The 25,395-nt window shown below is 66.5% G+C and carries 28 protein-coding genes and 1 tRNA gene; 9 read left to right on the top strand and 20 right to left on the bottom strand.

From position 1 onward, the window contains the following. Positions 1-2: 2 nt before the first annotated feature. Both WC815_01495 and WC815_01490 read right to left on the bottom strand, forming a co-directional pair. A complete protein-coding gene (locus WC815_01495) occupies positions 3-860 on the bottom strand; it encodes an acyltransferase (GenBank protein ID MFA5907428.1) in 858 nt (285 codons plus the stop codon). Then, positions 860-1,831 (bottom strand): glycosyltransferase family 2 protein, encoded by a 972-nt coding sequence (locus tag WC815_01490; GenBank protein MFA5907427.1) that lies wholly within the window; start codon positions 1,829-1,831, stop codon positions 860-862. The genes WC815_01495 and WC815_01490 overlap by 1 nt, the downstream gene beginning before the upstream one ends. Before the next feature lie 31 nt (positions 1,832-1,862). Between WC815_01490 and WC815_01485 the strand changes: the two genes are divergently transcribed. Continuing rightward, positions 1,863-3,338, top strand: a complete 1,476-nt coding sequence (locus WC815_01485) for a hypothetical protein (GenBank protein MFA5907426.1) — start codon at positions 1,863-1,865, stop codon at positions 3,336-3,338. A 76-nt stretch (positions 3,339-3,414) separates the two neighbouring features. Here WC815_01485 and WC815_01480 read toward each other — a convergent pair whose 3' ends face one another. After that, entirely contained in the window at positions 3,415-4,197 is a 783-nt protein-coding gene (locus WC815_01480; GenBank protein ID MFA5907425.1) for an inositol monophosphatase family protein, read from the bottom strand. Between the two features lie 22 nt (positions 4,198-4,219). Further along, positions 4,220-4,663: an ATP-binding protein gene (locus WC815_01475; GenBank protein ID MFA5907424.1), complete on the bottom strand. Its 444-nt coding sequence runs from the start codon at positions 4,661-4,663 to the stop codon at positions 4,220-4,222. A gap of 104 nt (positions 4,664-4,767) precedes the next feature. Here WC815_01475 and aroA point away from each other — a divergent pair, with 104 nt between their 5' ends. From aroA to WC815_01460, 3 genes are read left to right on the top strand one after another with little or no spacing between them, the layout of a single operon-like run. Then, positions 4,768-6,087 (top strand): 3-phosphoshikimate 1-carboxyvinyltransferase, encoded by a 1,320-nt coding sequence (aroA, locus tag WC815_01470; GenBank protein ID MFA5907423.1) that lies wholly within the window; start codon positions 4,768-4,770, stop codon positions 6,085-6,087. Next, the gene (locus WC815_01465) at positions 6,077-6,580 is read left to right on the top strand and encodes a shikimate kinase (protein MFA5907422.1); all 504 of its coding nucleotides are present in this window, start codon (positions 6,077-6,079) and stop codon (positions 6,578-6,580) included. Before aroA ends, WC815_01465 begins: the two co-directional genes overlap by 11 nt. A gap of 21 nt (positions 6,581-6,601) precedes the next feature. After that, positions 6,602-7,345 carry a metallophosphoesterase family protein gene (locus WC815_01460; protein MFA5907421.1) on the top strand — a complete coding sequence of 248 codons (744 nt, stop codon included), beginning with the start codon at positions 6,602-6,604 and terminating at the stop codon, positions 7,343-7,345. Between the two features lie 51 nt (positions 7,346-7,396). Here WC815_01460 and WC815_01455 read toward each other — a convergent pair whose 3' ends face one another. The 11 genes from WC815_01455 to WC815_01405 form a co-directional block, all read right to left on the bottom strand. After that, positions 7,397-7,564 carry a hypothetical protein gene (locus tag WC815_01455; protein MFA5907420.1) on the bottom strand — a complete coding sequence of 56 codons (168 nt, stop codon included), beginning with the start codon at positions 7,562-7,564 and terminating at the stop codon, positions 7,397-7,399. Beyond that, positions 7,565-7,828, bottom strand: a complete 264-nt coding sequence (locus WC815_01450) for a CcmD family protein (protein ID MFA5907419.1) — start codon at positions 7,826-7,828, stop codon at positions 7,565-7,567. Continuing rightward, a complete protein-coding gene (ccsA, locus tag WC815_01445; GenBank protein ID MFA5907418.1) occupies positions 7,828-8,487 on the bottom strand; it encodes a cytochrome c biogenesis protein CcsA in 660 nt (219 codons plus the stop codon). Before ccsA ends, WC815_01450 begins: the two co-directional genes overlap by 1 nt. 109 nt (positions 8,488-8,596) lie before the next feature. Continuing rightward, a complete protein-coding gene (locus WC815_01440; protein ID MFA5907417.1) occupies positions 8,597-9,280 on the bottom strand; it encodes a heme exporter protein CcmB in 684 nt (227 codons plus the stop codon). Beyond that, complete coding sequence (gene ccmA / locus WC815_01435) at positions 9,277-9,984, bottom strand: heme ABC exporter ATP-binding protein CcmA (protein MFA5907416.1); 708 nt, start codon at positions 9,982-9,984, stop codon at positions 9,277-9,279. Before ccmA ends, WC815_01440 begins: the two co-directional genes overlap by 4 nt. Then, a complete protein-coding gene (locus tag WC815_01430) occupies positions 9,981-11,156 on the bottom strand; it encodes a carboxypeptidase-like regulatory domain-containing protein (protein MFA5907415.1) in 1,176 nt (391 codons plus the stop codon). The genes ccmA and WC815_01430 overlap by 4 nt, the downstream gene beginning before the upstream one ends. An 80-nt stretch (positions 11,157-11,236) precedes the next feature. Next, positions 11,237-11,887 (bottom strand): zinc ribbon domain-containing protein, encoded by a 651-nt coding sequence (locus WC815_01425; protein MFA5907414.1) that lies wholly within the window; start codon positions 11,885-11,887, stop codon positions 11,237-11,239. Beyond that, positions 11,887-14,361 (bottom strand): cytochrome c-type biogenesis CcmF C-terminal domain-containing protein, encoded by a 2,475-nt coding sequence (locus WC815_01420; GenBank protein ID MFA5907413.1) that lies wholly within the window; start codon positions 14,359-14,361, stop codon positions 11,887-11,889. Before WC815_01420 ends, WC815_01425 begins: the two co-directional genes overlap by 1 nt. A 9-nt stretch (positions 14,362-14,370) precedes the next feature. Further along, complete coding sequence (locus tag WC815_01415; protein ID MFA5907412.1) at positions 14,371-14,796, bottom strand: cytochrome c maturation protein CcmE; 426 nt, start codon at positions 14,794-14,796, stop codon at positions 14,371-14,373. After that, the gene (locus WC815_01410; protein ID MFA5907411.1) at positions 14,793-15,389 is read right to left on the bottom strand and encodes a Maf family protein; all 597 of its coding nucleotides are present in this window, start codon (positions 15,387-15,389) and stop codon (positions 14,793-14,795) included. The genes WC815_01415 and WC815_01410 overlap by 4 nt, the downstream gene beginning before the upstream one ends. Further along, positions 15,362-16,522: a VCBS repeat-containing protein gene (locus WC815_01405; GenBank protein MFA5907410.1), complete on the bottom strand. Its 1,161-nt coding sequence runs from the start codon at positions 16,520-16,522 to the stop codon at positions 15,362-15,364. The genes WC815_01410 and WC815_01405 overlap by 28 nt, the downstream gene beginning before the upstream one ends. 71 nt (positions 16,523-16,593) lie before the next feature. Between WC815_01405 and WC815_01400 the strand changes: the two genes are divergently transcribed. Then, positions 16,594-16,869 carry a DciA family protein gene (locus tag WC815_01400; protein ID MFA5907409.1) on the top strand — a complete coding sequence of 92 codons (276 nt, stop codon included), beginning with the start codon at positions 16,594-16,596 and terminating at the stop codon, positions 16,867-16,869. Positions 16,870-16,985: 116 nt separating this feature from the next. After that, the gene (locus WC815_01395) at positions 16,986-18,167 is read left to right on the top strand and encodes an acetyl-CoA C-acetyltransferase (protein MFA5907408.1); all 1,182 of its coding nucleotides are present in this window, start codon (positions 16,986-16,988) and stop codon (positions 18,165-18,167) included. On the opposite strand, the gene WC815_01390 is transcribed toward WC815_01395, so the two are convergent. Continuing rightward, positions 18,112-18,612, bottom strand: a complete 501-nt coding sequence (locus WC815_01390) for a metal-dependent hydrolase (protein ID MFA5907407.1) — start codon at positions 18,610-18,612, stop codon at positions 18,112-18,114. The two genes, WC815_01395 and WC815_01390, sit on opposite strands and share 56 nt — an antisense overlap. Before the next feature lie 204 nt (positions 18,613-18,816). On the opposite strand from WC815_01390, the gene recA reads away from it, so the two are divergent. Together recA and WC815_01380 are read left to right on the top strand one after the other, a co-directional pair. After that, entirely contained in the window at positions 18,817-19,851 is a 1,035-nt protein-coding gene (recA, locus tag WC815_01385; protein ID MFA5907406.1) for a recombinase RecA, read from the top strand. A 63-nt stretch (positions 19,852-19,914) separates the two neighbouring features. After that, positions 19,915-20,412, top strand: coding sequence for a phosphatase PAP2 family protein (locus WC815_01380; GenBank protein MFA5907405.1), 498 nt, complete (start codon positions 19,915-19,917; stop codon positions 20,410-20,412). 61 nt (positions 20,413-20,473) lie between these two features. On the opposite strand, the gene WC815_01375 is transcribed toward WC815_01380, so the two are convergent. Next, positions 20,474-20,549, bottom strand: a tRNA-Phe gene (locus WC815_01375). A gap of 121 nt (positions 20,550-20,670) precedes the next feature. On the opposite strand from WC815_01375, the gene WC815_01370 reads away from it, so the two are divergent. Beyond that, complete coding sequence (locus WC815_01370; protein ID MFA5907404.1) at positions 20,671-21,159, top strand: response regulator; 489 nt, start codon at positions 20,671-20,673, stop codon at positions 21,157-21,159. Positions 21,160-21,194: 35 nt separating this feature from the next. Here WC815_01370 and WC815_01365 read toward each other — a convergent pair whose 3' ends face one another. From WC815_01365 to WC815_01355, 3 genes are all read right to left on the bottom strand, one after another. Continuing rightward, complete coding sequence (locus tag WC815_01365) at positions 21,195-21,686, bottom strand: hypothetical protein (protein MFA5907403.1); 492 nt, start codon at positions 21,684-21,686, stop codon at positions 21,195-21,197. 129 nt (positions 21,687-21,815) lie between these two features. Next, positions 21,816-23,135 carry an aminotransferase class V-fold PLP-dependent enzyme gene (locus WC815_01360; GenBank protein MFA5907402.1) on the bottom strand — a complete coding sequence of 440 codons (1,320 nt, stop codon included), beginning with the start codon at positions 23,133-23,135 and terminating at the stop codon, positions 21,816-21,818. A gap of 48 nt (positions 23,136-23,183) precedes the next feature. Then, a complete protein-coding gene (locus WC815_01355) occupies positions 23,184-25,331 on the bottom strand; it encodes a DUF5916 domain-containing protein (GenBank protein ID MFA5907401.1) in 2,148 nt (715 codons plus the stop codon). Positions 25,332-25,395: the final 64 nt, after the last annotated feature.

The raw sequence follows: 25,395 nt of genomic DNA, 5'->3' as shown, positions 1-25,395 counted from the left end.
ATTCAGGCTTGCTCGCCCGCCGGCTTGTCCGCCGTAGCTTGAGCGGAGGCGGAAGCCTCGGCGGAGGCGGAGGGCTGGGGGCTCGGGGCTTGGGGGCTCGGGTCCCGGCGATCGCGCGTGACCTTCGCGGGAATGCCGGTCGCGATCGCGAACTCCGGGATCTCGCCGACCACGACCGCCCCGGCGCCGATGATCGCATCACGGCCAATCGCCGACCCGTCGGTGACCACCACGTGGGTGCCCAGCCACACGCCGTCGCCGACCTCGATGCCGCGCGCCGTGCGCCCCTGCTGCAGCACCGGGATGTCGGTGCGGTCGTAGAGGTGATCGCCGCCCACCAGGTAGGTGTAGGCCGCCATCAGGAGGTCCTTGCCAACGTGGACCCGCGAGGCCGAGAAGATCTCGCAGTTGAACCCGATGTTGGCCCGGTCGTCGATGATGATGTCGCCGTTCTTGCAGCTGAGAATCGTGTTGCGGCCGACGAAGACGCCGCTGCCGATCCGGATGCCCTGGTTGTCGGTGCCCTTGGCATCGAGGCAACAGAGGTCATCAATGACGACGTTGTCGCCGATGTGGATCTTGTGGGGGTGGCGCAGCGTGACGTTGACGCCGAACACGACGTTCCGGCCGACCGAGCCGAGCACCAGCGGATACAGCTTCGATCTCAGGAGCAGGCCAATCGCGCCGGGCACCCAGCTGGCCAGCACCATCGCCAGCTCGTACTTGACGAGCGCCCCCACTCCCGGGCGGCCGACGCACAACTCGCGGTACTTGTCGGCCTTCGAGCGATTCTCGTTGAACAGTTCCTGCTGGATGACCGTGATCCGCGGATCGTGCTCGCGCGCGGGACGGGCCGGCATCAACGGGCGACCACGGCGAGATCGGGCGTCTCGCATACCTCGCGGATCACGTAGGTGGGCTTGTTCTGGGATTCGTAGTACGTGCGCGCCATCACCTCGGCCAGCAGGCCGAAGGTGACCAACTGCACGCCAATGAAGATCAGCATCACGCCCAGCAGCAGCAGCGGCCGGTCGGCAATGCCCTGGTGCTGGAACAGGCGGACGTAGGCGAGCCACCCGGTGATGAGCGCGCCGAGGCCGCCGGCGATCAGGCCGATCAACCCGAAAATCTGGAGCGGACGGGTCGAGTAGCTCAGCAGGAACTTGACGGTGGCCAGGTCGAGCACCACGCGGATGGTGCGCGACAACCCGTACTTCGTGACGCCCGCGCGCCGGGCGCGGTGATTCACTTCCATCTCGGCAATCTTGACGCCGATCTGGCTGGCAATGGCCGGGAGGAAGCGGTGCATCTCGCCGTAGAGCCGCAGCGGCTTGATGACCTCCGAGCGAAACACCTTCAACGAGCAGCCGTAGTCGTGCAGCGGCACCCCGGTGGCCCACGAGATCAGCTTGTTGGCCAGGATGGACGGCACGCGCCGGGTGATGAACGTGTCTTTGCGGTCCTTGCGCCAGCCGCACACGATGTCGTTGCCCTGGTCGACGAGCGCGACCATCGCCGGAATGTCCCGCGGATCGTTCTGGAGGTCGCCGTCGGAGGTGATCACCAGCCGGCCGCGCGCGTGCGCGATGCCGGCGGCGAAGGCCGCGGTCTGCCCGAAGTTGCGGCGGAAGCGGATGACCCGCAGCCGCGGGTCGCGCGCCTGCAGCGCCGCCAGTTGCTCGAACGAGTCGTCGGTGCTGCCGTCGTCCACGATCAGGATCTCGTAGGCACGGCCGTATGTGCTCAACGTCTGTGTCAGCTCCTCATAGAGGGGCTTGATGTTGGGCGACTCGTTGTGGACGGGGATGACGATCGAAAGCTCAGGCTGCATTGAGCGGGACGAGGCATTATATAACGCGACCGTGTCCTCATTCGATCCCCTTTCGCGTGCGCTGGGCGCCCTGGCCGCCCTCCTGGGCGCGGTCGCCGCCGCGGTGTATTGGTCGGCCGGCCTGACCCTGAGCCACTACGACGCCAAGGCGCACCTCGTGGTGGCCCGCCGCATCCTCGACAGCCTCACGCCCAGTTGGGAGCAAATCGGCGCGGTCTGGCTCCCCTTGCCGCACTTGCTCAACGCCCTCCCGGTCCAGATCGACTGGATGTACCGGACCGGGGCGTCCGCCATCGTCATGTCGATTGCGTCGTTTGCCGTCACGGTCGCCTGCCTGTCGGCGCTTGTCCTGCGCGCGACTGGCTCGCGCTGGGGCGCCGCCCTGGCCGCGGGGCTCTTCGCGGCCAACCCGAACGTGCTCTATCTGCAGAGCACGCCCATGACCGAGCCGCTGCTGTTCGCGCTCTCGAGCCTGGTCGTGCTGCACCTGGCGGAGTGGGCCCTGTCGGACGCGGTCGCGGTGCCGCGGGCCGCGGGCTGGACCATTGTCGCCGCCTGCCTCACGCGTTACGAAGCCTGGCCGATAGTCGGCGCGGCCATGGCGGTGGCGGCCTGGGTGAAGTGGCGCCGCGGGGCGCCGCTGGCGCGGGTCGTCAAAAGCACGGCCCGCCTGGCGTGCTACCCCGCCGGCGCCGTGCTGTTCTTCATGGGCATGAGCTTCGCGTCGATCGGCGAATGGTTCGTGACCGGCGGCTTCTACGTGCCCGATCCGGCGCTGCAGGGCCAGCCGATGGTGGTCGCCGAGGCGATCCTGAAGGGCGTCGCCGACCTCGGCGGCACGCGGCTCCTGATGGCGGCGGAGATCGCCGCGCCGATCCTGCTGCTGGCGGCGGTCTGGCGGCGGTCCTGGAGCGGCCTGGCCTTCCCGATCGTCCTGCTCGCCTCAGCGGCGCTGCCGTTCTACGCCTTCACCTCCGGTCACCCGTTTCGCATCCGCTATGAAGTGCCGCTGATTCTGGGGTGCGCCGCGTGCATCGGCGCCGGGGTCGGGCTGCTGCGGCGCGCGGCGGCGCCGGTGGCCATCGCCGTGCTCGCCGCGGTGTTGCTGCAGGTCGGCCCGTTCGATCGCGAGGCGCCGATGATCGTCGAGGCGCAGCTGGATCGCCCGAACGGCCTGGGTCGGCGCGCGGTGACGCAGTGCCTGGCCGACGCCTATGACGGGACCACGATCATGGCCAGCATGGGCGCCCTCGCGCACTACATGCAGGAGCTGTCGCTGGCAGGCTTCGACCTCGCCGACTTCCTGCACGAGGGCAGCGGTCCGACCTGGCAGGCGGCGTACGCGTACGGTCCCGTGGCCTTCACTGGATGGGTGTTGATTGAAGAAGCCGCCGAGGGTGGCGACATGCTGCACCAGAAGGCGCAGTCGTGGCCGGGGTTCCTGCGCGGCTTTGAACGCGCGTGCGAGGGCGGGAACGTGGCGCTGTATCGGAGGAGGTCCGGCTGATGCCGGACGCCACATTGATGTAGCCACACTGATGTAGCGTCCGCCTTCTTGGGCGCCGGAGCCTTGGCGAAGGCGGCTAGGCGGACCCGATAATCCGCAAGACCTCGTCGTGAATCAACCCGTTGGTGGCGAGAATGTCGCCGTTCTCGGGTATCCACGGGCCGCCGTCCATCGCGGTCACACGGCCGCCCGCTTCCTGGAGGATCAACGCGGCCGCCCGCGTGTCCCAGGGCTTCAGGTCGGCCTCCCAGAAGCCTTCCATGCGGCCCGCCGCCACCCAGCAGATGTCGATCGCGGCCGACCCCAGGCGCCGCACCGCGCGCGCGCGGCGTAACACCTGCCCGAACACCTTGAGGAACTCCTCGGGGTTCTGCTGGACGTGATACGGAAAGCCCGTGACCAGCATCGCATCGATGACGCCGGCATTGGTCGAAACCCGAAGCGGCCGGCCGTTCAGGCGCGACCCCATCCCCGCTTCCGCGGTGAAGAGCTCGCGGCGATTGGGATCATAGACGGCCGCCACGGCGGCGTCGCCGTCGATCTCGAGCGCCAGCGACGCGCAGAAGATCGGCACCCCGTGCGCGAAGTTCGTGGTGCCGTCGAGCGGGTCGAACACCCAGCGATGCCTCGCGCCAGTCGGGGGCGTCGCGAACTCCTCGGCGAGCACGTCGTGATCGGGAAAGCGTGCGGCGACCATCGCGCGGAACATGCGTTCCACCTCGACGTCCACCTCGGTCACCAGGTCGATGGTGCCCTTCTTGTCGACGCGAACACCGGTGCCAAACTTGGCGATCTGCATCTCGCCGGCGCGAACGACGGCTTCAACGGCCGTAGCAAGAAATGCGGGGGGAAGTGTCAATGAATCTGTGACTAATCGGTGTCTAATCGGTGGCCCCTTTGGCAATCTTCTTGACCATCCGGATCTCCATGCCGCCGGGCACCTTCTTCAGCACCGTTTCGTCCATGAAGTTGCGAATGAGGAAGATCCCGCGGCCGCTCGACTTCAGGATATTTTCGGGCGCCAGGGGATCGGCCACTTCTTCCGGGACGAAGCCCTCGCCCTGGTCCTCGATGCGAATCACCAGCTCGCCGGCAGCGGTGGGCGGCACCGGGCTGAACTCGACAATCACGCGCTTGCTGCTGTCGTTCTTGTTCCCGTGCTTGATGGCATTGACCACCGATTCGCGCACGGCGACGCTGACCCAGTGGAGCTGATCTTCATCGAGACCGGCCATCTTGCCGACATGGTCGCTGACGACCTGCACGAAGTCGAGCATGTCGAACGCGCTGTTGAATTCAAGGCGGACCGTGTGCGGTGGAATCATCGGGTCGGGTTCGGGCCACTCGAAACTCGCCCCGGTCTGACGCGCGACATGTGCTGGTTAAGTACCATAGCGCTTCAAAGCCGGTCAAGTTGCTATAGTTGAACATGATGCGAGTGGCCGACCGAATTGCCGTATCCCCCGCGCGCGCCGTGTCCGGCGTGCTGCGAGTGCCGGGGGACAAATCCATCTCGCACCGTTACGCATTGCTCGCGGCCATTGCCGATGGCCCTTCCGCCATTGCCAACTACGCGCCCGGTGCTGATTGCGCGTCGACGCTCACCTGCCTGGCGTCTCTCGGGGCTATCGTCTCACGAACGCCATCTGGAGGCGATAACGATCCGCCGCTCGTCACCGTCCAGGGCCGGGGGCTCCGGGGCCTGGCCGCCGCCGCCGGCCCGCTCGATTGCGGCAATTCCGGCAGCACCATGCGGATGCTGGGCGGCGTCGTCGCCGCTCATCCCTTCCTATCGACCCTGATCGGCGATGCCTCACTGTCGCGGCGGCCCATGCGCCGGATCATCGGCCCGCTCACGCAAATGGGCGCCCTCGTCACCGCCGGGCCCGGCGACCGTCCGCCGCTGATTATTCGCGGCGGCGACCTCGTGGGCATCCGCTTCGCCCCCGACACGCCGAGCGCACAGGTCAAGTCCGCCGTGCTGCTGGCCGGCCTCCAGGCGACCGGCGACACCACCGTGGTTGAACCCGCCTCTACCCGTGATCATACGGAACGGGCGCTGGCCGCGTTCGGGGCCGCGGTTGGCGTGGACCACCGCTCGGTCACGCTGCGCGGCGGCCAACGGCTGTCCGGGCGATCGCTGCGGGTGCCGGGAGACTTGTCGTCTGCCGCGTTCTGGGCCGTGGCAGCGTCGGCCTTGGCCGGGTCGGACGTCACCATCACGGACGTCGGCCTGAACCCGAGCCGCGCCGGGCTGCTCGACGTGCTCCGCCGGTTCGGCGCCCAGGTGGACACCACCGTCGAAGGCGAGTGGCACGGCGAGCCGGTGGGCCGCCTCCGCGTGCGGCACGGCGCGATGCGCGACCTCGTGATTACCCCGGCCGAAGTGCCCGAGGTAATCGACGAGCTGCCGGTACTGGCCACGCTTGGCACATTCGGCGGCAGCGTCACGGTGTCCGGCGCCGGCGAACTGCGCGTCAAGGAGAGCGACCGCATTGCCGAACTGGTGGCCGGCCTCCGCGCCATGGGTGCCGATGCCGAGGAGCGGCCCGACGGCTTCCAGGTCCGATCCGGCACCCGCCTCACGGGCGGCACCGTGCACGCCAACCACGATCATCGGCTCGCGATGGCCTTTGCCATCGCCGCGCTCGGCGCCAGCGGCCCGACGCTGATCGAAGGCGCCGACGCCGTGGCGGTCTCGTACCCGGCCTTCTTCGATGACCTCGAGAGGCTGACGCGTGAAGGCTGACAAGGTTTACCTGGTCGGCTTCATGGGCGCCGGCAAGACCACGGCGGCCAGCGCGCTCGGCAAGCGGCTCGACTGGAAGGTGGAAGACATCGACGCCTGCATCGAACGCAACGAGCGGCGCGACATTTCAACGATCTTCCGCCAGGACGGCGAACCCTATTTCCGCGCGTGCGAGCGCAAAGTCCTGATCGACCTTCTGCCCGAGCGGGGCGCGGTCGTCGCCTCGGGCGGCGGGACCTTTGAGGACCCCGCCAACCGCGAGCTGATGCTCCGGGACGGCGCGGTGGTGTGGCTCGACGCGCCGTTCTCGACGATACTCTCCCGCGTGCCGTCCGACGGCCGGCGCCCGCTGGCCGCCGATCGACTGGAGATGGAACAGCTTTATAATCAGCGCCTCGCGGCCTACCGCCAGGCGCACCTCCGGGTTGATGCAGGACGCGCCTCCGTAGAGGAGCTCGTCGATTACATCGTAGAGTGGCTCAATGGAGCCTGACTGTCAGAACTCCGAGGGCCGATGCGTTACCTGGTAATCAGCGATATTCACGCGAATCTCGAGGCCTATGAGACCGTCATGGCCGCCGCCGTCCCGCTCACCTGCGAGCGGGTCCTGGTGCTCGGCGACCTGGTCGGCTACGGCGCCGACCCCAACGCGATTTGCGAGCGCGTGCGGGCCCTGGCGCCCCAGGCCATCATTCGCGGCAACCACGACAAGGTCGGCTCGGGCGTCGAAAGCTCGGCAGGCTTCAATGCGGTCGCCCGCAGCGCCATCCGCTGGACCTACGACGCGCTCACGCCGGAAAACCGCGAGTGGCTGGCGGCTCTGCCGGAAGGCCCGGTGGTCGTCGACGATTTGATCGAGATCTGCCACGGCACGCCATTCGACGAAGACGCCTACGTGTTCGACGACCTCGACGCGCTGCGCGCCATGCACGCCGCCCGCCGGCCGCTGTGCCTGTTCGGCCACACGCACGTCCAGGTCGGCCACTACCTGTCGCGCGATCAGTTCGGATTGTCCACGGCGGAGGAACGCCGGCCGTTCACGATTGCCCTGGACGACGCGAATCGCTACCTGATCAACCCGGGCTCGGTGGGCCAGCCGCGCGATGGCGACCCGCGCGCCGGTTTCGCGGTGGTCGATACCGCCGCGCGTGAGGTCACGCTTCACCGGGTGGAGTACCCGATCGCGAAGGCGCAGGCGCGCATTCTTCAGGAAGGGTTGCCGGACGTGCTCGCGCAGCGCCTGGCGCTTGGACGCTAGGGTAGGCGCCGGGGTCTGACCCCGAGCGGGATGTGCCGAGGGGTCTGACCCCTACGTAGTCTTGTTGTGGCGCTCGGCGCGCTGTTCCCGCTTGCGCAGTTCCGACGCCATCGCGTCCTGCGCGGCGCGCGAGCCAAGAATCCAGCCGATCACCACACCGACAATCAGTATGCCGGGGATGAAAATGAAGTGCGATGCGTTGGGGATGCCAAACTCCATCTACTTCCCCCGCGATTCCAGTTCGGCGAGCTCGGTCTCGACCTTCTGCAGCCGCCGGCCAATCGACCACACATACCCGAGCATCACCACCCAGATGAACCCGTAGGCGGTCGCGATCAGCGGCAGCGCGGGGATCTGTTCGCCCGGAATCGTCTCGTCCACCGGCACGAAATCGCCGGACGGCGGTTGCTGCATGGCCGACGCCGTCATCGTCGCGGGTACCGCCAGCAGCCACGCGCACAACACTACGGTCTGAAGTCGCATCACGATTCGTCCTCGAGAAGGTACAACGCTTCGACGCGCGCGCGCTGGTGCTCCAGCCGCGTCCGCATCCGCAACAGCACCACGAAGAGCAGCGTGAACGCGGTCACGCAGTACCACAACGGAATGCCCATTTCGACCGGCAGCGTCGGCACCACCGAGGTCAGCGGGTGGAACGTGCGCCAGTAGTTCACGGAGATGTAGATGAACGGCACGTTGGCCATGCCGAACAACGCCATGCCGGCGCCGAGCTTGTCGGAACCCGGGCCGCCGTACTTCCGCAGCAACAGGTAGGCGACGAAGATCATGAACAGCATCAGGCTCGAGGTGAGCCGCGCGTCCCACACCCACCACACGCCCCACGCCTTGCGCGCCCACAGCGGGCCGGTGACCAGCGTGAAGGCCCCGAACAGCACCGCCAGCTCGCCGGCGGCCAGCGCCCAGCCGTCGGCCGACGGCCGCTTCAGGAACAGGAACCGCGCGCTCGCGATGCCAGCCGTGATGGCCGCCACCATGAACATCCAGGCCGACGGCATGTGGAAGAAGTAGATCTTGTAGACGAGGCCCATCGTCGCCTCGTTCGGCGCCGCGTTGATCATCCACGGCGCCAGGGCGAACATCCCCGCCGCCAGGGCCAGCATTACGACTGTTGATCGGGTCATTCCCGTGGCTCGCAGGTTCGAGAACCCTGGCGGGCCGTTCCGTAGGAACGGCCGCGATACCGTCGTTGAGCATGCTCTAGACAACATTCCATGCTGTTGATACGCCCCACTAATCCGTCATCACCGGATCGAACGTCCACAGCGCGAGCGTGATGAAGACCACGTCGAAAAAGCCGAGCAGGCCCATCCAGAACTGCGCCACCGCCAGGTCGGGCGTCGGCTGAAACAGCGCCGCCGTCCCCCGGACTCCCGCAATCATGACCGGAACGGTCATGGGATACAACATGATGGGCAGCAGCACGTCGCGGCTCCTGGCCCGCACCAGCATGGCGGCGAACAGGGTGCCGACCGCGGCAAAGCCAATCGTCCCGCCCGCCAGCAACGTCACCAGCTGGAGGCCGTGCTCGAAGACCGGCGCCGCGAACAGCAACCCGACCAGCGGCACCAGGACCATTTCCACGAGCGCGAGCAGCATCAGGATGCCGGCGAGCTTCCCCACGTACAGGGCAGGACGGTCGGCCGGCGCCATCAACAGCGCCCGCAGCGTGTCGTTCTGCCGTTCACGCTCGAAGGTGCGGCCCAGGGCCAGCGTCCCGGAAAACGCGATGGCCACCCACAGGATGGCCGCGGCCACGTCGTTCAGCGGCCGTCCGTCCACGACGAGGCCGAAGGAGAACATCAGCACGACCGTGACCGCAAAGAAGATCGTCGTCGACAGGATCTCGAGGCTGCGGACCTCCACGGTCAGGTCCTTCTTCACCACGATCCAGGCGACGCGGAAGAAGGCGTTCATGATTCCGCCATGGCGTGCTGGTAGCGCTCGCGCAGCGCGTGACCCGGGCCCGGCTCCCCGACCTGCCGGCCATTGCGCAGGAACACCGCGCGCGACAGCACGCCATCGACGATGTCGAGGTCGTGGGTGGCGAGCACGATCACGCAGCCGGCTTGCTGGCGTTCGCGCAGGCGGTCAACCAGGGCCCGGTTGGACGCCTGGTCGAGCCCCGTGAAGGGCTCGTCGAGCAGGATCAGGCGTGGCTCGTGGAGCAAAGCCCGCTCGAGCGCCACGCGCTGGCGCATCCCGCGGGAGAAGCCGGACACGAAGTCATCGGCGCGCTCGCCGAGGCCGGCCCGGCTGAGCGCCGACGTCACCCGTTCGGCGACGCTCGACAGGCCGTAGAGCTGACCGAAGAACACGAGGTTCTCGCGCGCGGTGAGCTCGGGATAGAGAAACAGGTCGTGCCCGAGCATCCCGATGCAGGCGCGGATGTCGGCGCCGGTCTGCGCGGCGGTGCGCTCGCCGTACTCGACGCGCCCGCGCGAAGGGCTGAGCAGCGTCGCCAGGATGTTCAGGAGGGTGGACTTGCCCGCACCGTTGGGCCCGAGCAGCCCGATGATCTCGCCCGCCTCGCAGGTGAAGTTCACCTGCGAAAGGGCCTTGCGACGGCCGTAGTGACGCGCGAGGTCAACGACGGCCAGCCGGCGAAAGTCCAAATTCAAGCCGCCGCGCCTTCGTCTCCCGACCGCGGTCCGCGGTCGAGCATCGCCAACACGCGCTCGAGGTCCACGGTGAGGCGCTGCAGCCTCGCTTCATCATTCGGCGGCAGCGGCTTCTGCCGGCGCTTGCGCTCGAGGGCCACCACGTCGGCCATCAACCGGTCGCGCTGCGACGTCAGCTTGGCCTCTTCGGAGGCACGCGCGGCCTTCGGCGAGATCGACAGCCAGGTGCCCACCGCGAAGATCAGCACCGCCGCGCCGAGGGCGATGTTGCGCAGCAGGTCGCTGTGGGCCGGCATCCCCGACAGGTTCACGACCAGGGTGTCGCCCGCGTTCAAGCGGTTGCCGGTGCCCATGATGAACGCCTGGCCGTCGGACGTCATGTCGCGCGCATCGGTCAGCTGCGGCGACGACATCTGCATGGCGCCCACCTTCTCGGCGGCCACGAACACCTGCGCGAGCGCGACCGGAAATTTCTGGCTGATCGCGGCGGCGGCGTCGACCTGCGGCAGTGAAAAGCCGACCTGCGCCATGGTCTTGCCCGGTGCAAACGGACCAGTGATGGTCAGGATGTCACCGCGCACGCTGGCGGAGGGCGATGACCCCTCCATCATGGAGGCGCCCGACGCGCCAGTGGGCAGCTCCATCAGGATCGGCCCGCCGATGTCGATGGGCGTGCGGGCGTTGTTCACGACTTCCAGCAGGTAGAACACGGTCAGGGTGTCGTTCTGGAACTCGAAAATGAGACGCGAATCGGGACCGAACTCGACCACGCCGGGGCGGGCCGGTTCGCTGGCCGCGGCAGCCGCGGCCGCCTTCTCCGCTGCGGCCGCTTGCTGGATCCCCGCCACCAGCGCCACGCGAACACCGCCCTTGACCGGCACCGCGAACGCCTGCGACGTCAGCACTTCCCCGTCTACCGTGGCCGTGGCCTGCACGGGCGCGCCGGCGGCCAGGCCTTCGAACTGGGCGCGGCCCTGCGCATCCGTGGTCGCCGTGCGCGGCGCGCCGGCGACCGTCAGCGTCACCACGACGCCCGCGAGGTTGTTCCCCATGCGCTCGCGCACCACGCGCACCGTCACCGTGGCGTCGGGCAGTTCCGGCGCCGGCAGCGGCTGGCCCGACATGGCGCTGGCGTCCGGCATGGCCACCTGCGCGAAGGCCGGCGTGGCCATGAACATCGCGATCAACAACGCCGGAACCAACCGCCTTCGCCAAGGCTTCGGCGGTCGAGAAGTTGTGGCCTTCTGGCGAATCACAGTTTGTCTCCGCAGGATTTGCAGAAGCGCGCGTCGGGGTCGTTGGCCGTGCCGCAGTGGCAAACAGGGGCCACAGGTGCCTCGGGTGCGACAGGTGCAGCGGGTGCTTCGTGTGCGTCCGCCAGCCGCTCCGCCACTTCCCGGGCGATCTGCTCGCGGTACCCGCCGCCGGCGTCCAACTGGCGCATCAGTCCCAGCGCGCGCAGGCGGAGGCGGCCGCCCATTTCGTCGAAGTCGGCCTGCGACATCTTGCCCATCGCGTAGTCGAACTCGAGTTCCTTGATCGACCGCAGCACCAGCGTCTTCTCACGATCGAGCGCGAGGCGGGTGCGCCCGCCGATCATGACCGGCGCGTCCACGTCCGGCGACACCAGCGGCGACAGCATGCGGTAGGCGCCAAGGCCGACGAAGCTGACCGACACCACGGTCAGGCTGAGGGTGATGATGTTGGCCGGCGACTGGCCGGTGGCGACGATCACGGTGGCGGTGGCCGCCAGCATGCCGCCGAGGAGGAAGAACTGCCAGGGCTGCAGAAACGCATCCTCCTTCGTGCCACGCGCGTCGGAGGACAGGTCCTGCAGGGCACCGGCGCCCGTGTGTGACGACTCGCCGCGAGGGCGGTCGTGCCTGGAGTCGTGACGCGCCATTAATCGAGGTTGCGCAATTCGTCGTTCAGCCGCGACGCCATTTCGGGGTCTTCAATCCCGGCGGGCATGCCGGCCAACGACGTCCGCCGAGAGGACCACCGCATGGCGAGATAGGCCGCCGTCATGAATCCGCCCAGCCCCACCACGATCGGCATCATCCACACGACGCGGCCGGAGCCGCTGTTGGGTGGCTCGCTCAGGATCTGGTTGCCGCCAAATGTGTCCACGTAGAACTTCAGGATCTGGCTCTCGTTCTTGCCTTCCTTGAGCATGACGTCAATCTTCGCCCGCTCAACGGCGCAGTGTCCGCACGAACACTGCCCCACCGGCAGCTTCGAGCAGCCGCCGCACCAGCACGCCAGCTTGTGCGCGATCTCGCGCGCCTCGGGGGTCGTGATCTTCTCCAGCCGCGGATCCTGGCCGGTCTCCACGTGCTGGGCGAACGCCACCCCGGTCGGCAGCAGCAGGCACAGCAGGAGCACCGACGCGGTGACGACGTCCGACGGCAGCCGCGCGACGGCGAAGCTCATCGCCGTTTCCGGCAGCAGCGCGATGCCGGTGCCGATGGCGAGAATGCCGAAGCCGAACCACACCCAGTTCACCAGCGGGTTGATGTGCACCTCCACGCTGGCGGTCTGCTCTTCAATTTCGAAGGCCGGCATCACCACGTACAGGTCTTCGGCGAACGTGCGGCGAATGGCGACCTCGGAGGTGGGCTCTTCCTCGTGCTTCCGGAAGTACCACTTCGCCGGCTTCATCTGCTCGAGCACGGCGCCGTTCTTGTCTTTCACCGTGATGTGGCCGGTCACCATCTGCTTCTGCCCGTCGTCGGTGACGCGGATGGCGTCGAGGTGCAGCGTGTAGTCGCCGACCGTGGCCTCTTCACCCGGCTTCAGCAGCAGCTGCTGATCGCGGCTGAAGCCCTCGCCGGCGAAGCCGATGAAGATCAGCACGATGCCGACGTGCACGATGTAGCCGCCGTAGCGGCGCTTGTTGCGCGACACCAGGCCGATCATCGCCGTCAGCAGGTCGGTGCCGGTCATGCCGCGCCGGACGTTGGCGCCGCGGATGACTTCCTGCGTGAGCGTGGCCAGCACGTAGCCACTGAGCGCGAAGCACAGGCCCGAGCCCCACACCCGCACGCCCAGGGCCGCCACCGTGCCGCCGACCACGAGCCCGGTCAGCGTCGGCCACATGAACTGATCCTTCAGGTTCATGATGGTGGACTTGCGCCAGGCCAGCAGCGGGCCGGTGCCGGTCAACACCAGCAGGATCAGGCCGATCGGCACCATCCAGCGGTTGAAGAACGGCGGGCCCACGGTGAGGCGCTCGCCGTTGATCGCCTCGGTGATCGTCGGGAAGAGGGTGGCGAACAGGACGAACATGGCCGCAAACAACAGGACCCAGTTATTGGCGAGGAACGCCGCTTCTTTCGACATCCACGAGTCGAGCTCGTGGCGGGCCTTCAGCAGCGGCAGCCGGTAGATTACCCAGCCAAAGCTGAAGACGATGGTGAAGATCATGAAGGCCGCGAAATAGCGGGCGAGCTGCGGGTCTTCGCCGAAGGCGTGGATGGACTGCACGACGCCCGACCGCGTCAGGAAGGTCCCGACAATGGTCAGCAGGAACGTGATGATCACCAGCGACACGTTCCACACGCGCAGCATGCCGCGCCGTTCCTGCACCATCACCGAGTGAAGGAACGCGGTGGCCGTGAACCACGGGAGCATGCCGGCGTTTTCCACCGGATCCCAGCCCCAGTAGCCGCCCCAGCCGAGTTCCTCGTACGCCCAGATCATGCCGAGCGTGAGTCCCAGCGACAGGAAGAACCAGGAGAACATCGTCCACCGGCGCACGGCGCGCAGCCACGAATCATCCAGGTGCCCGGTGATCAGCGCGGCCATGCCGAACGCGAACGGAATGGTCAAGCCGACGAACCCGAGGTACATGGTCGGCGGGTGGATCGCCATGTAGAAGTTCTGCAGCAGCGGGTTCAGCCCGCGCCCGTCGGTCGGCGACTCGGTCAGGTAGGTCGAGAACGGGTTGTTGTGGATGATCATCAGGAACAGGAAGAACATCTCCACTGCTCCAATCACCGCCACCACGTAGGGGATGAGCTCGCGATGGCTGACGCGGTTCACCTTGACGGCCACCGAACCGAACAGCGACAGCAGGAACACCCAGAACATCACCGAGCCGTCGAGGCCGCCCCAGTACGAGGTGATCTTGTAGAAGATCGGCTGCACGCTGTCGGAGTAACGCTGGACGTAGCGGATGGAATAGTCGCCGGCGACAAAGGCGTAGATGATCACGCCCGACGCCACCGTCATCAGTGCCGCCACGGTGTAGAACGCGCCGATGCCGCTTTCAATCAGGCGGGTGTTGCGCCGGCGCGCGCCGGCGACGGATGCGGCGACCGCGTAGGCCGCGGTCACGAAGGTCAGCAGGAGTAGAAAGGCGCCGAGTGAGGCCATGGGGGCCCCTTAGTATCTTCCGGACGGCGCGGTCGCGCCGCCGGGCTTGGCTTCGTACTTCGACGGGCACTTCGCCATCACGCCGTTGGGCTGTGTCGTGAAGCCCTCGGGGGTCAGGACGCCCTTCAGCACGACTTCGGAATCGCTCTTGAACGTGTCGGGCACGACGCCGGTGTAGGTGGCGCTGACGATGTGCCCGTTGCTCTGGACCTTGAATTGATAGTCCAGGCTGTTCTTGCGTTTCATGATCGAGTCGGGCACGACGAAGCCATGCAGTTGCAGCTTCTTGCCGTACCACTCCCCCGGCTGCGTCATGACTTCGTCAACGTGCTTGTAGTACTCCGTGCCTTCGGCCATCGTCGTGTACAGCAGACCGCCGAAGGTCATCGCGAGAACCAGGCTCGTCAGGCCGATTTTGACCGCTTTGTGCTTCATAATTCAGGACTTAGCCGGATTGGCCGCTCCGCGATCAGGATACTAGAGACCAGCGCCACCGGCAACCCCACCACGTTGGTATAGGAGCCTTCGATTCTGGGGATGAAACGGGAGGCCAGTCCCTGGATGGCGTAGGCGCCGGCGCGGTCCACGGGCTCGCCACTGGCGACATACCAGGAAATGTCTTCATCCGTCATCGGCGCGAACCATACCCTGGTGTGCTCGACCGCCGATCGCACCCCGTCGGCGCTGACCACGGCGACGCCGGTATAGACGTCATGCATGCGTCCGCGCAGGCGGCGCAGCATGCCGGCTGCCTCCAGCTCATCCGCAGGCTTGCCGAGGATCAGCCCGTCTGCCACCACGGTGGTGTCGGCGCCGAGCACGGTCGCGCCAGGACGCAAGGCCAGCACGGCCCTGGCCTTTTCGATGGCGAGGCGCTCGACATACGCGGCGGGAGCTTCCCCGGGCTGCACGGATTCGTCGATGTCGGCCGCCAGCACCTCGAACGAGATGCCGGCCGCCGCAAGGAGCTCTGCACGCCGCGGTGAGCGGCTCGCAAGGACTATTTGACTGGAAGGTTCTCGTACCACTTCAGATTCGCCGTCGCCGTGCCGATGCAGGCGAGATCAAGACGCTTGTCGGCGTTCAAGTGCGCCAGCGCGCAGCCGGCGGCGGCCATCCCCTTCTGCTCCAGCACCGTCTTCGTCCACGCGTCGTTGGCGCCGAGCTTGTAGATGTTCACGCCGCCACCGCCGCCGCGATAGCCAGCCACCACTTCGTCAACGCCGTCACCATCCAGATCGCCAGACACCAGCGTGTGGCCGTCATTGAGCGTGTCGTCGATCATCGTGCGCCGATCCCACTTGTCACCGGAGCCGCGGTAGATCACCACCTGGTTGCCGTGCCACGGCTCAATGGCCGCGAGTTGACGCCCGGCGTTGGTGCGCAACACCGCCACGTCGCTCGATCCGTTTTTCGGCCAGGCGCCGGGATCGCCGGCCGTCAATTGCGTGCGCGTCCACGCGCCGTTGGCGAAGCGATGCAGGTGAATGCCCAGGAAGCTCGCCGTCAGCAGCGACTGGCGGCCTTTACCGTCCCAGTCCACCACGGCCAGGCCATGCACGACGCCCTGCTCGGCGCCGGTGACCGTCGTGCGAATGAGGTCGCCGGTCCGGTAGGCGTAAATCGACGTCGCGTCCCGGTAGTCGGGCGACACGCCGTTGATGCCCGCCAGTGGCGCGTTGATCAGCAGCTTCTGCCCGTTCCCCAGCGCGTCAATCCAGCGGACGCGGTGCGCGGTGGGCGTGCGGTCGAATTCTTTCGCGGTCCAGGGCGCGTTGACGTCGGCACCGTGCGTGAGCATGGTCATGACGCCGGCGCTCCGGGTGGGCGCGGTCGCGAAGCCGCTGGCCAGCGCGACTTCAGGAATGCCGTCCTTGTCGATGTCGAACGCGTCGGCGTTGATCATCGACGGCAGGCCCGAGGCCATGACGTGACGCGTCCAGGTGGGATTCTCGAACCACACGAGCTCGGCCGTCGCGGACGTGGCCACGGCCAGCAGATCGACGCGACCATCCTTGTTGATGTCGGTCGCCACCACCTGGTAGCCGCCGCGCAGGCCGGTCCCAATCTCGTGCGCTACCAGGTTCCAGGGCGCCGCCTGGCCTTGCAGATGAACGAACCCGAATGACGCCACCACCACCGCCGCGAACAAACCGGCCACAGTCCTGCGCATAAACGCTCCAAGTGTAGGGACGGGCTTTGGCCCGCCCGGCGAATGATATTCTCAGCAGCGTGATTCAGGCGAACAAAGTGATGACCACCGTGGTGGCGGAAGTCCTCCGCAAGGCGCCGCTCAGCGACGAGAAGGTCACCCTCGCCTGGCGCCTCGCCGTCGGCCCGGCCATCGCCAAGGCCACGACCGTCCGCCTGGTTTCGGACGGCACCCTCCACGTGAAGTCCGACACCCCCGCCTGGCTCGACGCCGTCCGCAAGTCCAACTCGCTGATTCACCTGCGCATGGGCGACCTGCTCGGCGAGAACGTCGTCAAGCGGCTGGAGTTTAGATAACAAGGTGCCTAGGGTGCCTAAAGTGCCTGGAGTGCACGAACGCACGGTCGCACCCTTGGCCCCTTAGGCACCTTAGGCACCCTAGGCACCTTATTAATGTCAAGATAGATCCCATCATGCGAAGCGCATTCATCGTCAGTGCAGTCCGTGTCCCCACCGGCAAATTTCTCGGCACGCTGAAGGACTTCACCGCGCCTGAACTGGGCGCGATGGTCGTTCGCGAGGCGGTCGTCCGCGCGGGGATTGATCCCGCGATCGTCGACGAGTGCATCATGGGCAACGTCGTGTCGGGCGGCGTCGGACAGGCGCCGGCACGGCAGGCGGCGCTCAGGGGCGGGCTGGCCGATCACGTGGCCGCGCTCACCATCAACAAAGTCTGCGGCTCCGGCCTCAAGGCCGTGATGCTCGCGCAGCAAGGCATCCAGACCGGCGACATCGACATTGCGGTGGCTGGCGGCATGGAGTCGATGAGCAATGCCCCCTACATCATCCCCAAGGTGCGCGAGGGCCTGCGCATGGGCAACGGGCAGGTGGTGGACTTGATGATTCACGACGGCCTGTGGTGCCCGTTCGAGAACTGGCACATGGGGAACGCCGGTGAAACGGTCGCTGATGCGTTCAAGGTGACCCGCGACCAGCAGGACGAGTACTCGGCCAACAGCCACAAGAAAGCCGCGGCCGCGCAGGCCGCCGGCAAGTTCGCCGCCGAGATCCTGACGGTCGCCATCGCCCAGAAAAAGGGGGATCCGTTAATGTTCGCGGCCGACGAGTCCGTGCGCGCCGACACCACGGCCGAGGTCCTGCGCAAGCTGAAGCCGGCGTTCAGGAAGGACGGCTCGGTGACCGCGGGCAACGCGCCGCCGGTGAACGACGGCGCCGCCGCCCTCGTGGTGATGGCCGAAGACAAGGTCGCCGCACTCGGTGCGAAACCCCTGGCCCGCATCGTCGCGCAGGCCACCAGCGGTCTCGCGCCAAAGATGCTGCTGATGACGCCCGTGGAAGCCACGCGCAAGGTTGTGAAGAAGGCCGGCTGGTCGCTCAACGACATCGACCTGATGGAGTTGAACGAAGCGTTCGCGGTCCAGGCCGTCGCGGTGATGCAGGAACTGGGCATCGACCCGGCGAAGGTCAACGTGAACGGCGGCGCCGTGGCCCTCGGCCACCCCATTGGCGCCTCCGGCGCCCGCATCCTGACGACGCTGATCTATGCGCTGAAGGATCGCGGCCTGAAGCGCGGCGTCGCTACGCTGTGCCTGGGCGGCGGGAACGGCGTCGCCCTCGCCATCGAAGTGCTGTAACCAAGAGGAACGGTGGGCCGAGGATCAGGGTCTCCTTGATCACGGCCCACGCGTTGTGCGTGACGAAGTTCGGCAGCCAGTACCGCCGCGAGATGGCGTCGAAGACAAACGCGTTCGCGAAATAGAAGCCGCTGTTCAGCGGCCAGAGCGCCATCACCCCCAGCGGCGGGGTGTCGTCCGATCCCAGCCAGTCAAACAGCACATGCGTGGACCAGGCCAGGGTCACGGCCAGGGCCAGCCGCGGATTCTTGCCGCGGGTCCCGGCCAGGACGGCGAGGCCAGCGAAGACGGCGGCCCCCAGGCTATGGGTCTCCATGTTGTGGCGTCCCCACAGGAAGTCCAGGTCGGGGGCGGCACCGGCAATCGCGCAGAGGAGCACTGCCGAAGGCACCATGGCCCGCCCCACGATTGCTCCTCCCAGCAGGTGTCCGACCGGACTCGGCATCCCTCACCGTACGAGGTTTTCGCGACATCGGTCAAACCGATGGGTGGCAAACCCTGCGATCCGGCCTGAAAACAGGCGAAAGTGGTCACTTCCCCTAAAGTGTTGAAAATGAACCCAAAGCGGCGAATGGGTGCACGGATTTACGCTTGACTTTCGCTTGGCGCGTTTCTAGGATCAGTCCTGTCCCGAAAGGACCCAATTCACATGGCATTAGACGAACGACAGGAACGAATCAAAGCGCTCGACATCGCGGTGGGCCAGATCGAAAAGCAGTTCGGCAAGGGATCCATCATGCGGCTCGGCCAGAACAGGGCCGTCGGTCCGGTGGATGTGATCTCGACCGGCGCCCTCAGCATCGACTACGCGCTGGGCATCGGCGGCGTGCCTCGCGGACGCGTCATCGAAATCTTCGGGCCGGAATCGTCCGGCAAGACCACTCTGGCCCTGCAGGTCATTGCCGAGGCGCAGAAAACCGGCGGCCTGGCGGCCTTTGTGGACGCCGAACACGCACTCGACGCGGCCTACGCCAAGAAGCTGGGCGTGGACATCGACAACCTGCTGGTGTCGCAGCCCGACAACGGTGAGCAGGCGCTCGAAATCGTCGAGGTCCTGATCCGGTCCAACAGCGTCGATGTCGTCGTGGTCGACTCGGTCGCCGCCCTGGTTCCCAAGGCCGAAATCGAAGGCGACATGGGCGAGGCGCAAATGGGCCTGCAGGCCCGCCTGATGTCGCAGGCGCTGCGCAAGCTGACCGGCGCGGTGTCGAAGTCGAAGACCTCGTTGATCTTCATCAACCAGTTGCGCGAGAAGATCGGCGTGATGTTCGGCAACCCCGAAACCACCACCGGCGGCCGCGCGCTCAAGTTCTACGCGTCGGTGCGCATCGACATCCGCCGCATTGGCGCCATCAAGGACGGCGAAAACGTCGTCGGCGGACGCACGCGCGTCAAGATCGTCAAGAACAAGATGGCGGCGCCGTTCCGCGAGGCCGAGTTCGACATCATGTACGGCGAGGGCGTGTCGCGCGAAGGCGACCTCATCGACATTGCCGTCGAGCACAAGATCATCGAGAAGAGCGGCGCGTGGTTCGCCTACGGCGGCGAGCGCCTCGGCCAGGGCCGCGAGAACGTCAAGACCTACCTCAAGGAACACATCGAGCTGCGCACCGTCATCGAGGAAAAAGTGCGTAAGGTGCTCGGTATGTCCCGCGAACCCGAGCCCGCGACCGTCGGGGCCTAACCCCTGGACACCTACCTGCTGCATCACGTCATCCAGCTGCGACGCCCGTGGCTGGACGACGTGATGGTCCTGGCCAGCGCACTGGCGGCCGGCGGGTTCCTGTGGGTGGTCCTGGCCCTGATCGCCTCCGTGTTCCCCCGCTATCGGGCGGATGCCTGGCGCCTGCTGCTCTGCATCGGCTTCACGTTCGTCATCACCGACATCGTGATGAAACCGATCTTCGATCGCCCGCGGCCTTACCAGGCCGACCCCACCATATCGATAATCGTTGGCAAGCCGGTCGCGACGTCGATGCCGTCCGGCCACGCCGGCAGGGCGGTCGCCGCATCCATCGCCGCCGCGCGCATGCTGCCGGGCGCCGGGTGGGTGTTGTGGCCGTTCGCGTTACTGGTGGGGATCTCGCGCGTCTACGTCGGCGTCCACTGGCCGACCGACGTCATGGTCGGCGCGGTCGTCGGGCTGGGTTGCGCGTGGCTTGTCTTGGGAGGACTGAGATTACCAACCTTCGTTGGCCGAAAGCCAGACAAGGGCCTGCCAACCGAAGCTCGAATCGTTAGCTGAGGCCCACCGTCGCGGCTTCGCCGCTATGGTGGGCAACCTTCGCCAGAATCAGAGCGAAGGTTGGTGGCCAGGGAGGGAATTGAACCCCCGACACCACAATTTTCAGTCGTGTGCTCTACCAACTGAGCTACCTGGCCTCAGGAGAGACGCTGATTATATCGCGGCCCTTTTTCAGGGCGCAAGCTATCAGATTGAGTCGCGCCGCCAGCGGACCACAAAATCGTATGTCTGCCTTCGTTTGTGTAACGGCCTGGCGCGATGGCAGTGCGGCCGTGGGCAGATTGGCCCTGGAGCCGGCCAGGGCTCGTCTGGCATGCCGTCTGCATCGCGAGGGTCATGCACGTACTTGTCGTCGACCAGTCACCAACAATGCGGCGCATTGTCATCAATACCCTGGGCCAGATGGGCTGTCACGACTGCCACGAGGCCGGCAGTGGCGTGGAGGCAATCAGAAGCCTCGTCGCACTACCCATCGGGTTGGTCATCCTTCAGCGACACCTCCCCGACATGAGCGGCGTCGATCTGGCGCGAGCCCTGCGCCGCAAGGAAGCCACCCGTGATATCGGAATCGTGATGGTGACCAAGAACGAAAGCGAGGACGAGATTCTTGCTGCCCGGCGCGTAGGGGTCACCGAATGGGTGGTGGTGCCGCTCAACGCCAACATTCTAAAGACCAAGATCGCCACAGCCATGCGCGGTGTGTGCCTCGCCGCCGGCTCGGCGCTGCAGCAGGTCGCCAGCGCGTGACGTCGCCCAGCCGCCGGCCTGGCGTTCGATCCAAATCAGAGCGTCGAGCGCTTCACCGCCGTTAACGGCACGTCTCGCCACATCCACACGGTCGGCCGCGCGGCGCGGACCTCGCCGATCTCCGCATCAATTCCCTTCCACACGTCACGGAGCGGCACCCACGCCACGGTCCCCGGCGGTCTCGCCTTCAGCGCCGGCTGCACGCTGCCCCGCAACCCGGAAATCGCCAGCGCGACCTGCGCCGCGGACTTGAAGGCCATGACAATGTCGTTGCGGACGTAGGTCAGGACGACCCGGGTCACCCACGACGACACCCCCTGCTTCTCGAGTTCGATGGCCAGCCGCACGATGGCCAAATCCAAAACGCCGAAGAGCCGAGTCTGCCCGCGCTGGCGCTGTTGCAGCTCGGTGCCGAGCTGGCATTGCACCAGCAAGTGGCGGACGCGGCGCGGCGTGCACTTGCGCCCCGTCAATCGGCTGACGGCGCGCGCGGCTTCGACGGCGGTCATGAGCTTGGGGCCGGCCATGGCGGGGATTGCTTACGCCTGCATATCGTTATACGAAGACCTAATCTTTGTCAATCGTAATCAGGCAAGAAAAAGGGCCTCGAGCGGGTGTCACGTCCCACGCGAGGCCCACGGCGAACAGGCGACGCGCTACTTGGCGACGGTCGACATGTAGCGCGACGAGTTTTCCGACACGTGGCGAATGCTGGCCAGCAGGTGATCCACTTCCTCCGGCATGTTGTAGATGTGGGTCGCCGCCCGGACCGCATTCAAATTTCCGGTCGTCATCGTGCGGATGTAGATGCGGTCGCGGTTGAGGATGGCCTGCTGCACGTTGGCCATCGGGATGTCGCGGACACTGAACAGGGTCAGGCCCGCGGCGAAAGTGGGGTCTTCCGACGTCCACGCCTTGACGCCCGGGATGGTCTTGAGCCCGGTCCGGAACCGCGTGCTGAGCGCCCGCACCCGGGCCTCGATGTTGGCCTTGCCGATCGCCTTCTGCATCTCCACCGCGGCGGTCATCCCGAGCACCGACGGCACGTCGCGCTGGCCGACGGCTTCATACTTTTTCGCGCCGTCCTTCGGGTCCCCCGGCGGCCCCATCAGCGGCCAGATGCGGTCCTGCACTTCGCGCTTGACGTAGCAGACGCCCGTCCCGGTGCCGCACATCAGCCACTTCTGCCCCGCGGCCGCGTAGTGGTCCACGTTGAGGGCCTTCAGGTTCAGGTCCATCATCCCGAGCGGGTGCGCGCCGTCCACCGAGATCAGCAGCCCGCGCCGATGCGCCAAGTCCGCCAGCTCCTTGACCGGAGTCACCAGGCCGGTCACGTAGGTGATGTGGCTGACCATGATGACCTTCGTGCGTGGCGTGATCGCCTTCTCGTAGAGGCCGACGATCTGCTCGATGCTCTGGGGCGGCGACGGGATTTCGATGACCACCGGCTTGATGCCAACCCGCTTGGCCATGGTCGTGATGCAGCCGATGCCGCCGCCATGCTCGTGGGTGCAGTAAATCACCTCGTCGCCGGCCTTCCAGTCGAGGCCGTGCGTGAAGATGTTCATGCCCTCGGTGGTGCTCCGGGTCAGGGCAATCTCGCCGGGCTCGGCGCCGACGAAGCCGGCGACCAGTGCCCGCACTTCGTCAATTTCCTCGCGGCGGTAGTTGTTGGACGGGTTTTCCGCAATCTCGCGGAAGAAGCGCTCGTTGGCCTCGAGCACCACGCGCGGCACCGGACCCTCGGTGCCGTTGTTCATGAAGGTCATGCCGTCGAGGATGTTGAACTGGCTGCGGACCTTCCACCAGTACGCCTCGTCCAGGGGACCGGACGGCTTGAGGTGGGCGGCCGACAGGGTCGGCGCAATGACCTGGCCGCCCTCCCAGGCGCCCAAGGTGGCGCCGGACCGCGCGATGGCGCCGGCGGCCACCACCCCACCCGAAAACCCACGAAGGAATCCTCGACGAGAGACCATGGCTGCCTCCTCGGGCGCACTAAAGTACGCCCCTACGCATTGCCGGCGCTAGAAGTCTACGAGACGGGTGTACTTGACGACGAACGAGCGGCCGAGCGTCTCGGCCACCGTGGAACTCAGCAGGTCGCGGCGATCGTTGAACACCACGAACAGGCCGGTGCCGCTGCGGGTCAGCATCGCCAGCCGGATGTTCGACGAGAACTGGCCGGTCTGGCCGTTGTACTGCAACAAGGCCGAGATATTGGTCAGCGTCGTGAACGAGTAGTTCGCCTTAATCGGGACCAGGTTGTTGACGAAGTTCCCGTACGGCAGCGTGATGTTCTGGTTGGTCCAGCCGACGCTCGTCGTCAGCTTGGGCGTGATGCGGAAATCGCTGTTGATTTCCGGGCCGTGGAAATCGCCATCGTAATACTGGCCGACGCGGTAACGAATGGTCGCCGTCACTCGCGCGCTCGGGTTATGGAAGTACTCGAAGCCGTGCTGGATCCAGGAGTACTCACCGGCCGGAATCACGACGCGCTTGCCGTCGCGGTTGTAGACGGTGAACGGTGCCGTCGGGTTATCCCGGGTGTGGTCGAAGAACCAGCCGAAGCGCCCGCCCTGGGCCGGCTGCACTTCGAGGGGGTGGATATGCGCCCTCGACGTTTGCAGCTTGTCGTCAAAGCCGTAATAGGCATCGTACGACACGTGGGGCGCGAAGCGGCGAATCCACTTGATGTTCTTCGGCTGCGGCTGGAAGAACACACGCAACTCGGGCCGGCGGTAGCCGCGGCGCGGCAGGAAGCCGACCTCGGGATTGAAGGTCTTCCCCACCTGTGAGAAGCCGCCCGAGATCTGCCACAGGTTGTTGGTGAAGTTGTAGAACGCCCGCCCGGCGTAGTCGCTGCCGTTGGCGGACGCGGCGCCGCCGGAATCGGTGCGCGCCAGAAACCCCGACAGGCGCTGGCTGGACGACAGCTGGATGTTCGCGTCCAGGCCATAGGCCCGGTTGTGATCGTTCGCGGGCGCATAGCTGCCCGTGCCCTGCCGGTTCACGAAGATGGCGCCGTAGCTGGATCGGCCGATCTCGCGCTGGAGACGCAACACGCTGAAGTTGTTGGCCTGGCCCACGATCTGCGTGCCGGCGGCGTTCTCCGCTTCGTCGGTCTGGATGTTCAGCACGCCGACGTTCCACCCGCCGATCTTGCCGCTCAGGCGCCCGCCGACTTCGATATCAAGCGGCACACCCGCCGATGACAGGCCGATCTTCCGCGAGAAGAACAGGTCGATGTTCTGCGGGTTGCCGAACTGGAAGGTCGAGGCGTTCTCGAGGAAGAACGGCCGCTTCTCCGGGAAGAACAAGTCGAAGCGCGTCAGGTTGACCTGCTCTTCGTCCACTTCCACCTGCGCGAAATCGGTGTTCACCGTGGCGTCCAGGGTCAGGTTGGGACGGATACCCCACTTCGCGTCGAGGCCGACGTTCCACTTGCCATCAAGCTGATGGTCGGTGGGCAGCGTGAAGTCCTTGTTCGCCGAGGCCAGGGCATACGGGATCAGCTTGATGTCGCGACGCGCCGGGAGGTCGAGGCCGGTCATCTTGGCGGCCATTGACACGCGGTAAATGTCGAAGCCGCGCGGGATGGGCGCCAGGTAGACCTGTTCGTTCTTGTGACGGATGTTCCGCATCACGTTGAAGCCCCAGGTCTGGTTGGTGCCCGTCTGGTAGCGCAACGTCTTGAGCGGAATGGCGATTTCCGCCTCCCATCCGCGATCCGTGATCTGGCTCTTCACGTTCCAGTCACCGTCCCGGTTGGGGTTGAACGCGCTGATGCCGCCGCGCTGGGTGCCGCCGGCACCGCCGCCACCGATCGACACGCCGCTGCTCTGCCCTTCGCGGGCCACCTGGCCGTCGTATTCAATGCCGAGCGGGTTGGTGCCGAACACGAACGCGTTCTGGTTGTCGTTGAACGTGTCGAGGGCGAGCACGATCGAATCCGTCTCGCTCAGCGAGGCGTCGCGCCGCGACTGCGACACGATGATCTTCGACGGATCGCTGTCGAACGCGATCACGCTGATGTACAGGTTGCCCTTGCCGACGATGACGCGGACTTCGGTCTTCTCGCTGGCGGGCGCCCCTTCGATGGGGTCTTGTTGTGTGAAGTTGGTGTACGGCTGCACGGTCTGCCACACCGCTTCGGTGACCCTACCGTCGATCACCGGCGCGTCGGCGGAGTCGGCGAGCTTGCCAACTGCGAAGGTCGGGGCGGCAGGCTGTTGGGCG

Source organism: Vicinamibacterales bacterium, assembly GCA_041659285.1.
GTDB lineage: Bacteria > Acidobacteriota > Vicinamibacteria > Vicinamibacterales > UBA2999 > 12-FULL-67-14b.
This window is presented reverse-complemented; position numbering and strand designations above follow the sequence as displayed.

Excerpts from the sequence above, each read along its gene's own strand:
- WC815_01455 (MFA5907420.1), bottom strand. The coding sequence starts at position 7,564 with ATGGAGTTTGGCATCCCCAACGCATCGCACTTCATTTTCATCCCCGGC.
- WC815_01460 (MFA5907421.1), top strand. The coding sequence starts at position 6,602 with ATGCGTTACCTGGTAATCAGCGATATTCACGCGAATCTCGAGGCCTAT.
- WC815_01475 (MFA5907424.1), bottom strand. The coding sequence starts at position 4,663 with ATGATTCCACCGCACACGGTCCGCCTTGAATTCAACAGCGCGTTCGAC.
- WC815_01420 (MFA5907413.1), bottom strand. The coding sequence starts at position 14,361 with ATGGCCTCACTCGGCGCCTTTCTACTCCTGCTGACCTTCGTGACCGCG.
- recA (MFA5907406.1), top strand. The coding sequence starts at position 18,817 with ATGGCATTAGACGAACGACAGGAACGAATCAAAGCGCTCGACATCGCG.
- WC815_01395 (MFA5907408.1), top strand. The coding sequence starts at position 16,986 with ATGCGAAGCGCATTCATCGTCAGTGCAGTCCGTGTCCCCACCGGCAAA.
- WC815_01380 (MFA5907405.1), top strand. The coding sequence starts at position 19,915 with ATGGTCCTGGCCAGCGCACTGGCGGCCGGCGGGTTCCTGTGGGTGGTC.
- ccsA (MFA5907418.1), bottom strand. The coding sequence starts at position 8,487 with ATGACCCGATCAACAGTCGTAATGCTGGCCCTGGCGGCGGGGATGTTC.
- WC815_01425 (MFA5907414.1), bottom strand. The coding sequence starts at position 11,887 with ATGGCGCGTCACGACTCCAGGCACGACCGCCCTCGCGGCGAGTCGTCA.
- WC815_01415 (MFA5907412.1), bottom strand. The coding sequence starts at position 14,796 with ATGAAGCACAAAGCGGTCAAAATCGGCCTGACGAGCCTGGTTCTCGCG.
- WC815_01370 (MFA5907404.1), top strand. The coding sequence starts at position 20,671 with ATGGCAGTGCGGCCGTGGGCAGATTGGCCCTGGAGCCGGCCAGGGCTC.
- WC815_01495 (MFA5907428.1), bottom strand. The coding sequence starts at position 860 with ATGCCGGCCCGTCCCGCGCGCGAGCACGATCCGCGGATCACGGTCATC.
- WC815_01440 (MFA5907417.1), bottom strand. The coding sequence starts at position 9,280 with ATGAACGCCTTCTTCCGCGTCGCCTGGATCGTGGTGAAGAAGGACCTG.
- WC815_01360 (MFA5907402.1), bottom strand. The coding sequence starts at position 23,135 with ATGGTCTCTCGTCGAGGATTCCTTCGTGGGTTTTCGGGTGGGGTGGTG.
- WC815_01365 (MFA5907403.1), bottom strand. The coding sequence starts at position 21,686 with ATGGCCGGCCCCAAGCTCATGACCGCCGTCGAAGCCGCGCGCGCCGTC.
- WC815_01430 (MFA5907415.1), bottom strand. The coding sequence starts at position 11,156 with ATGGCCACGCCGGCCTTCGCGCAGGTGGCCATGCCGGACGCCAGCGCC.
- WC815_01490 (MFA5907427.1), bottom strand. The coding sequence starts at position 1,831 with ATGCAGCCTGAGCTTTCGATCGTCATCCCCGTCCACAACGAGTCGCCC.
- aroA (MFA5907423.1), top strand. The coding sequence starts at position 4,768 with ATGATGCGAGTGGCCGACCGAATTGCCGTATCCCCCGCGCGCGCCGTG.
- WC815_01390 (MFA5907407.1), bottom strand. The coding sequence starts at position 18,612 with ATGCCGAGTCCGGTCGGACACCTGCTGGGAGGAGCAATCGTGGGGCGG.
- WC815_01450 (MFA5907419.1), bottom strand. The coding sequence starts at position 7,828 with ATGCGACTTCAGACCGTAGTGTTGTGCGCGTGGCTGCTGGCGGTACCC.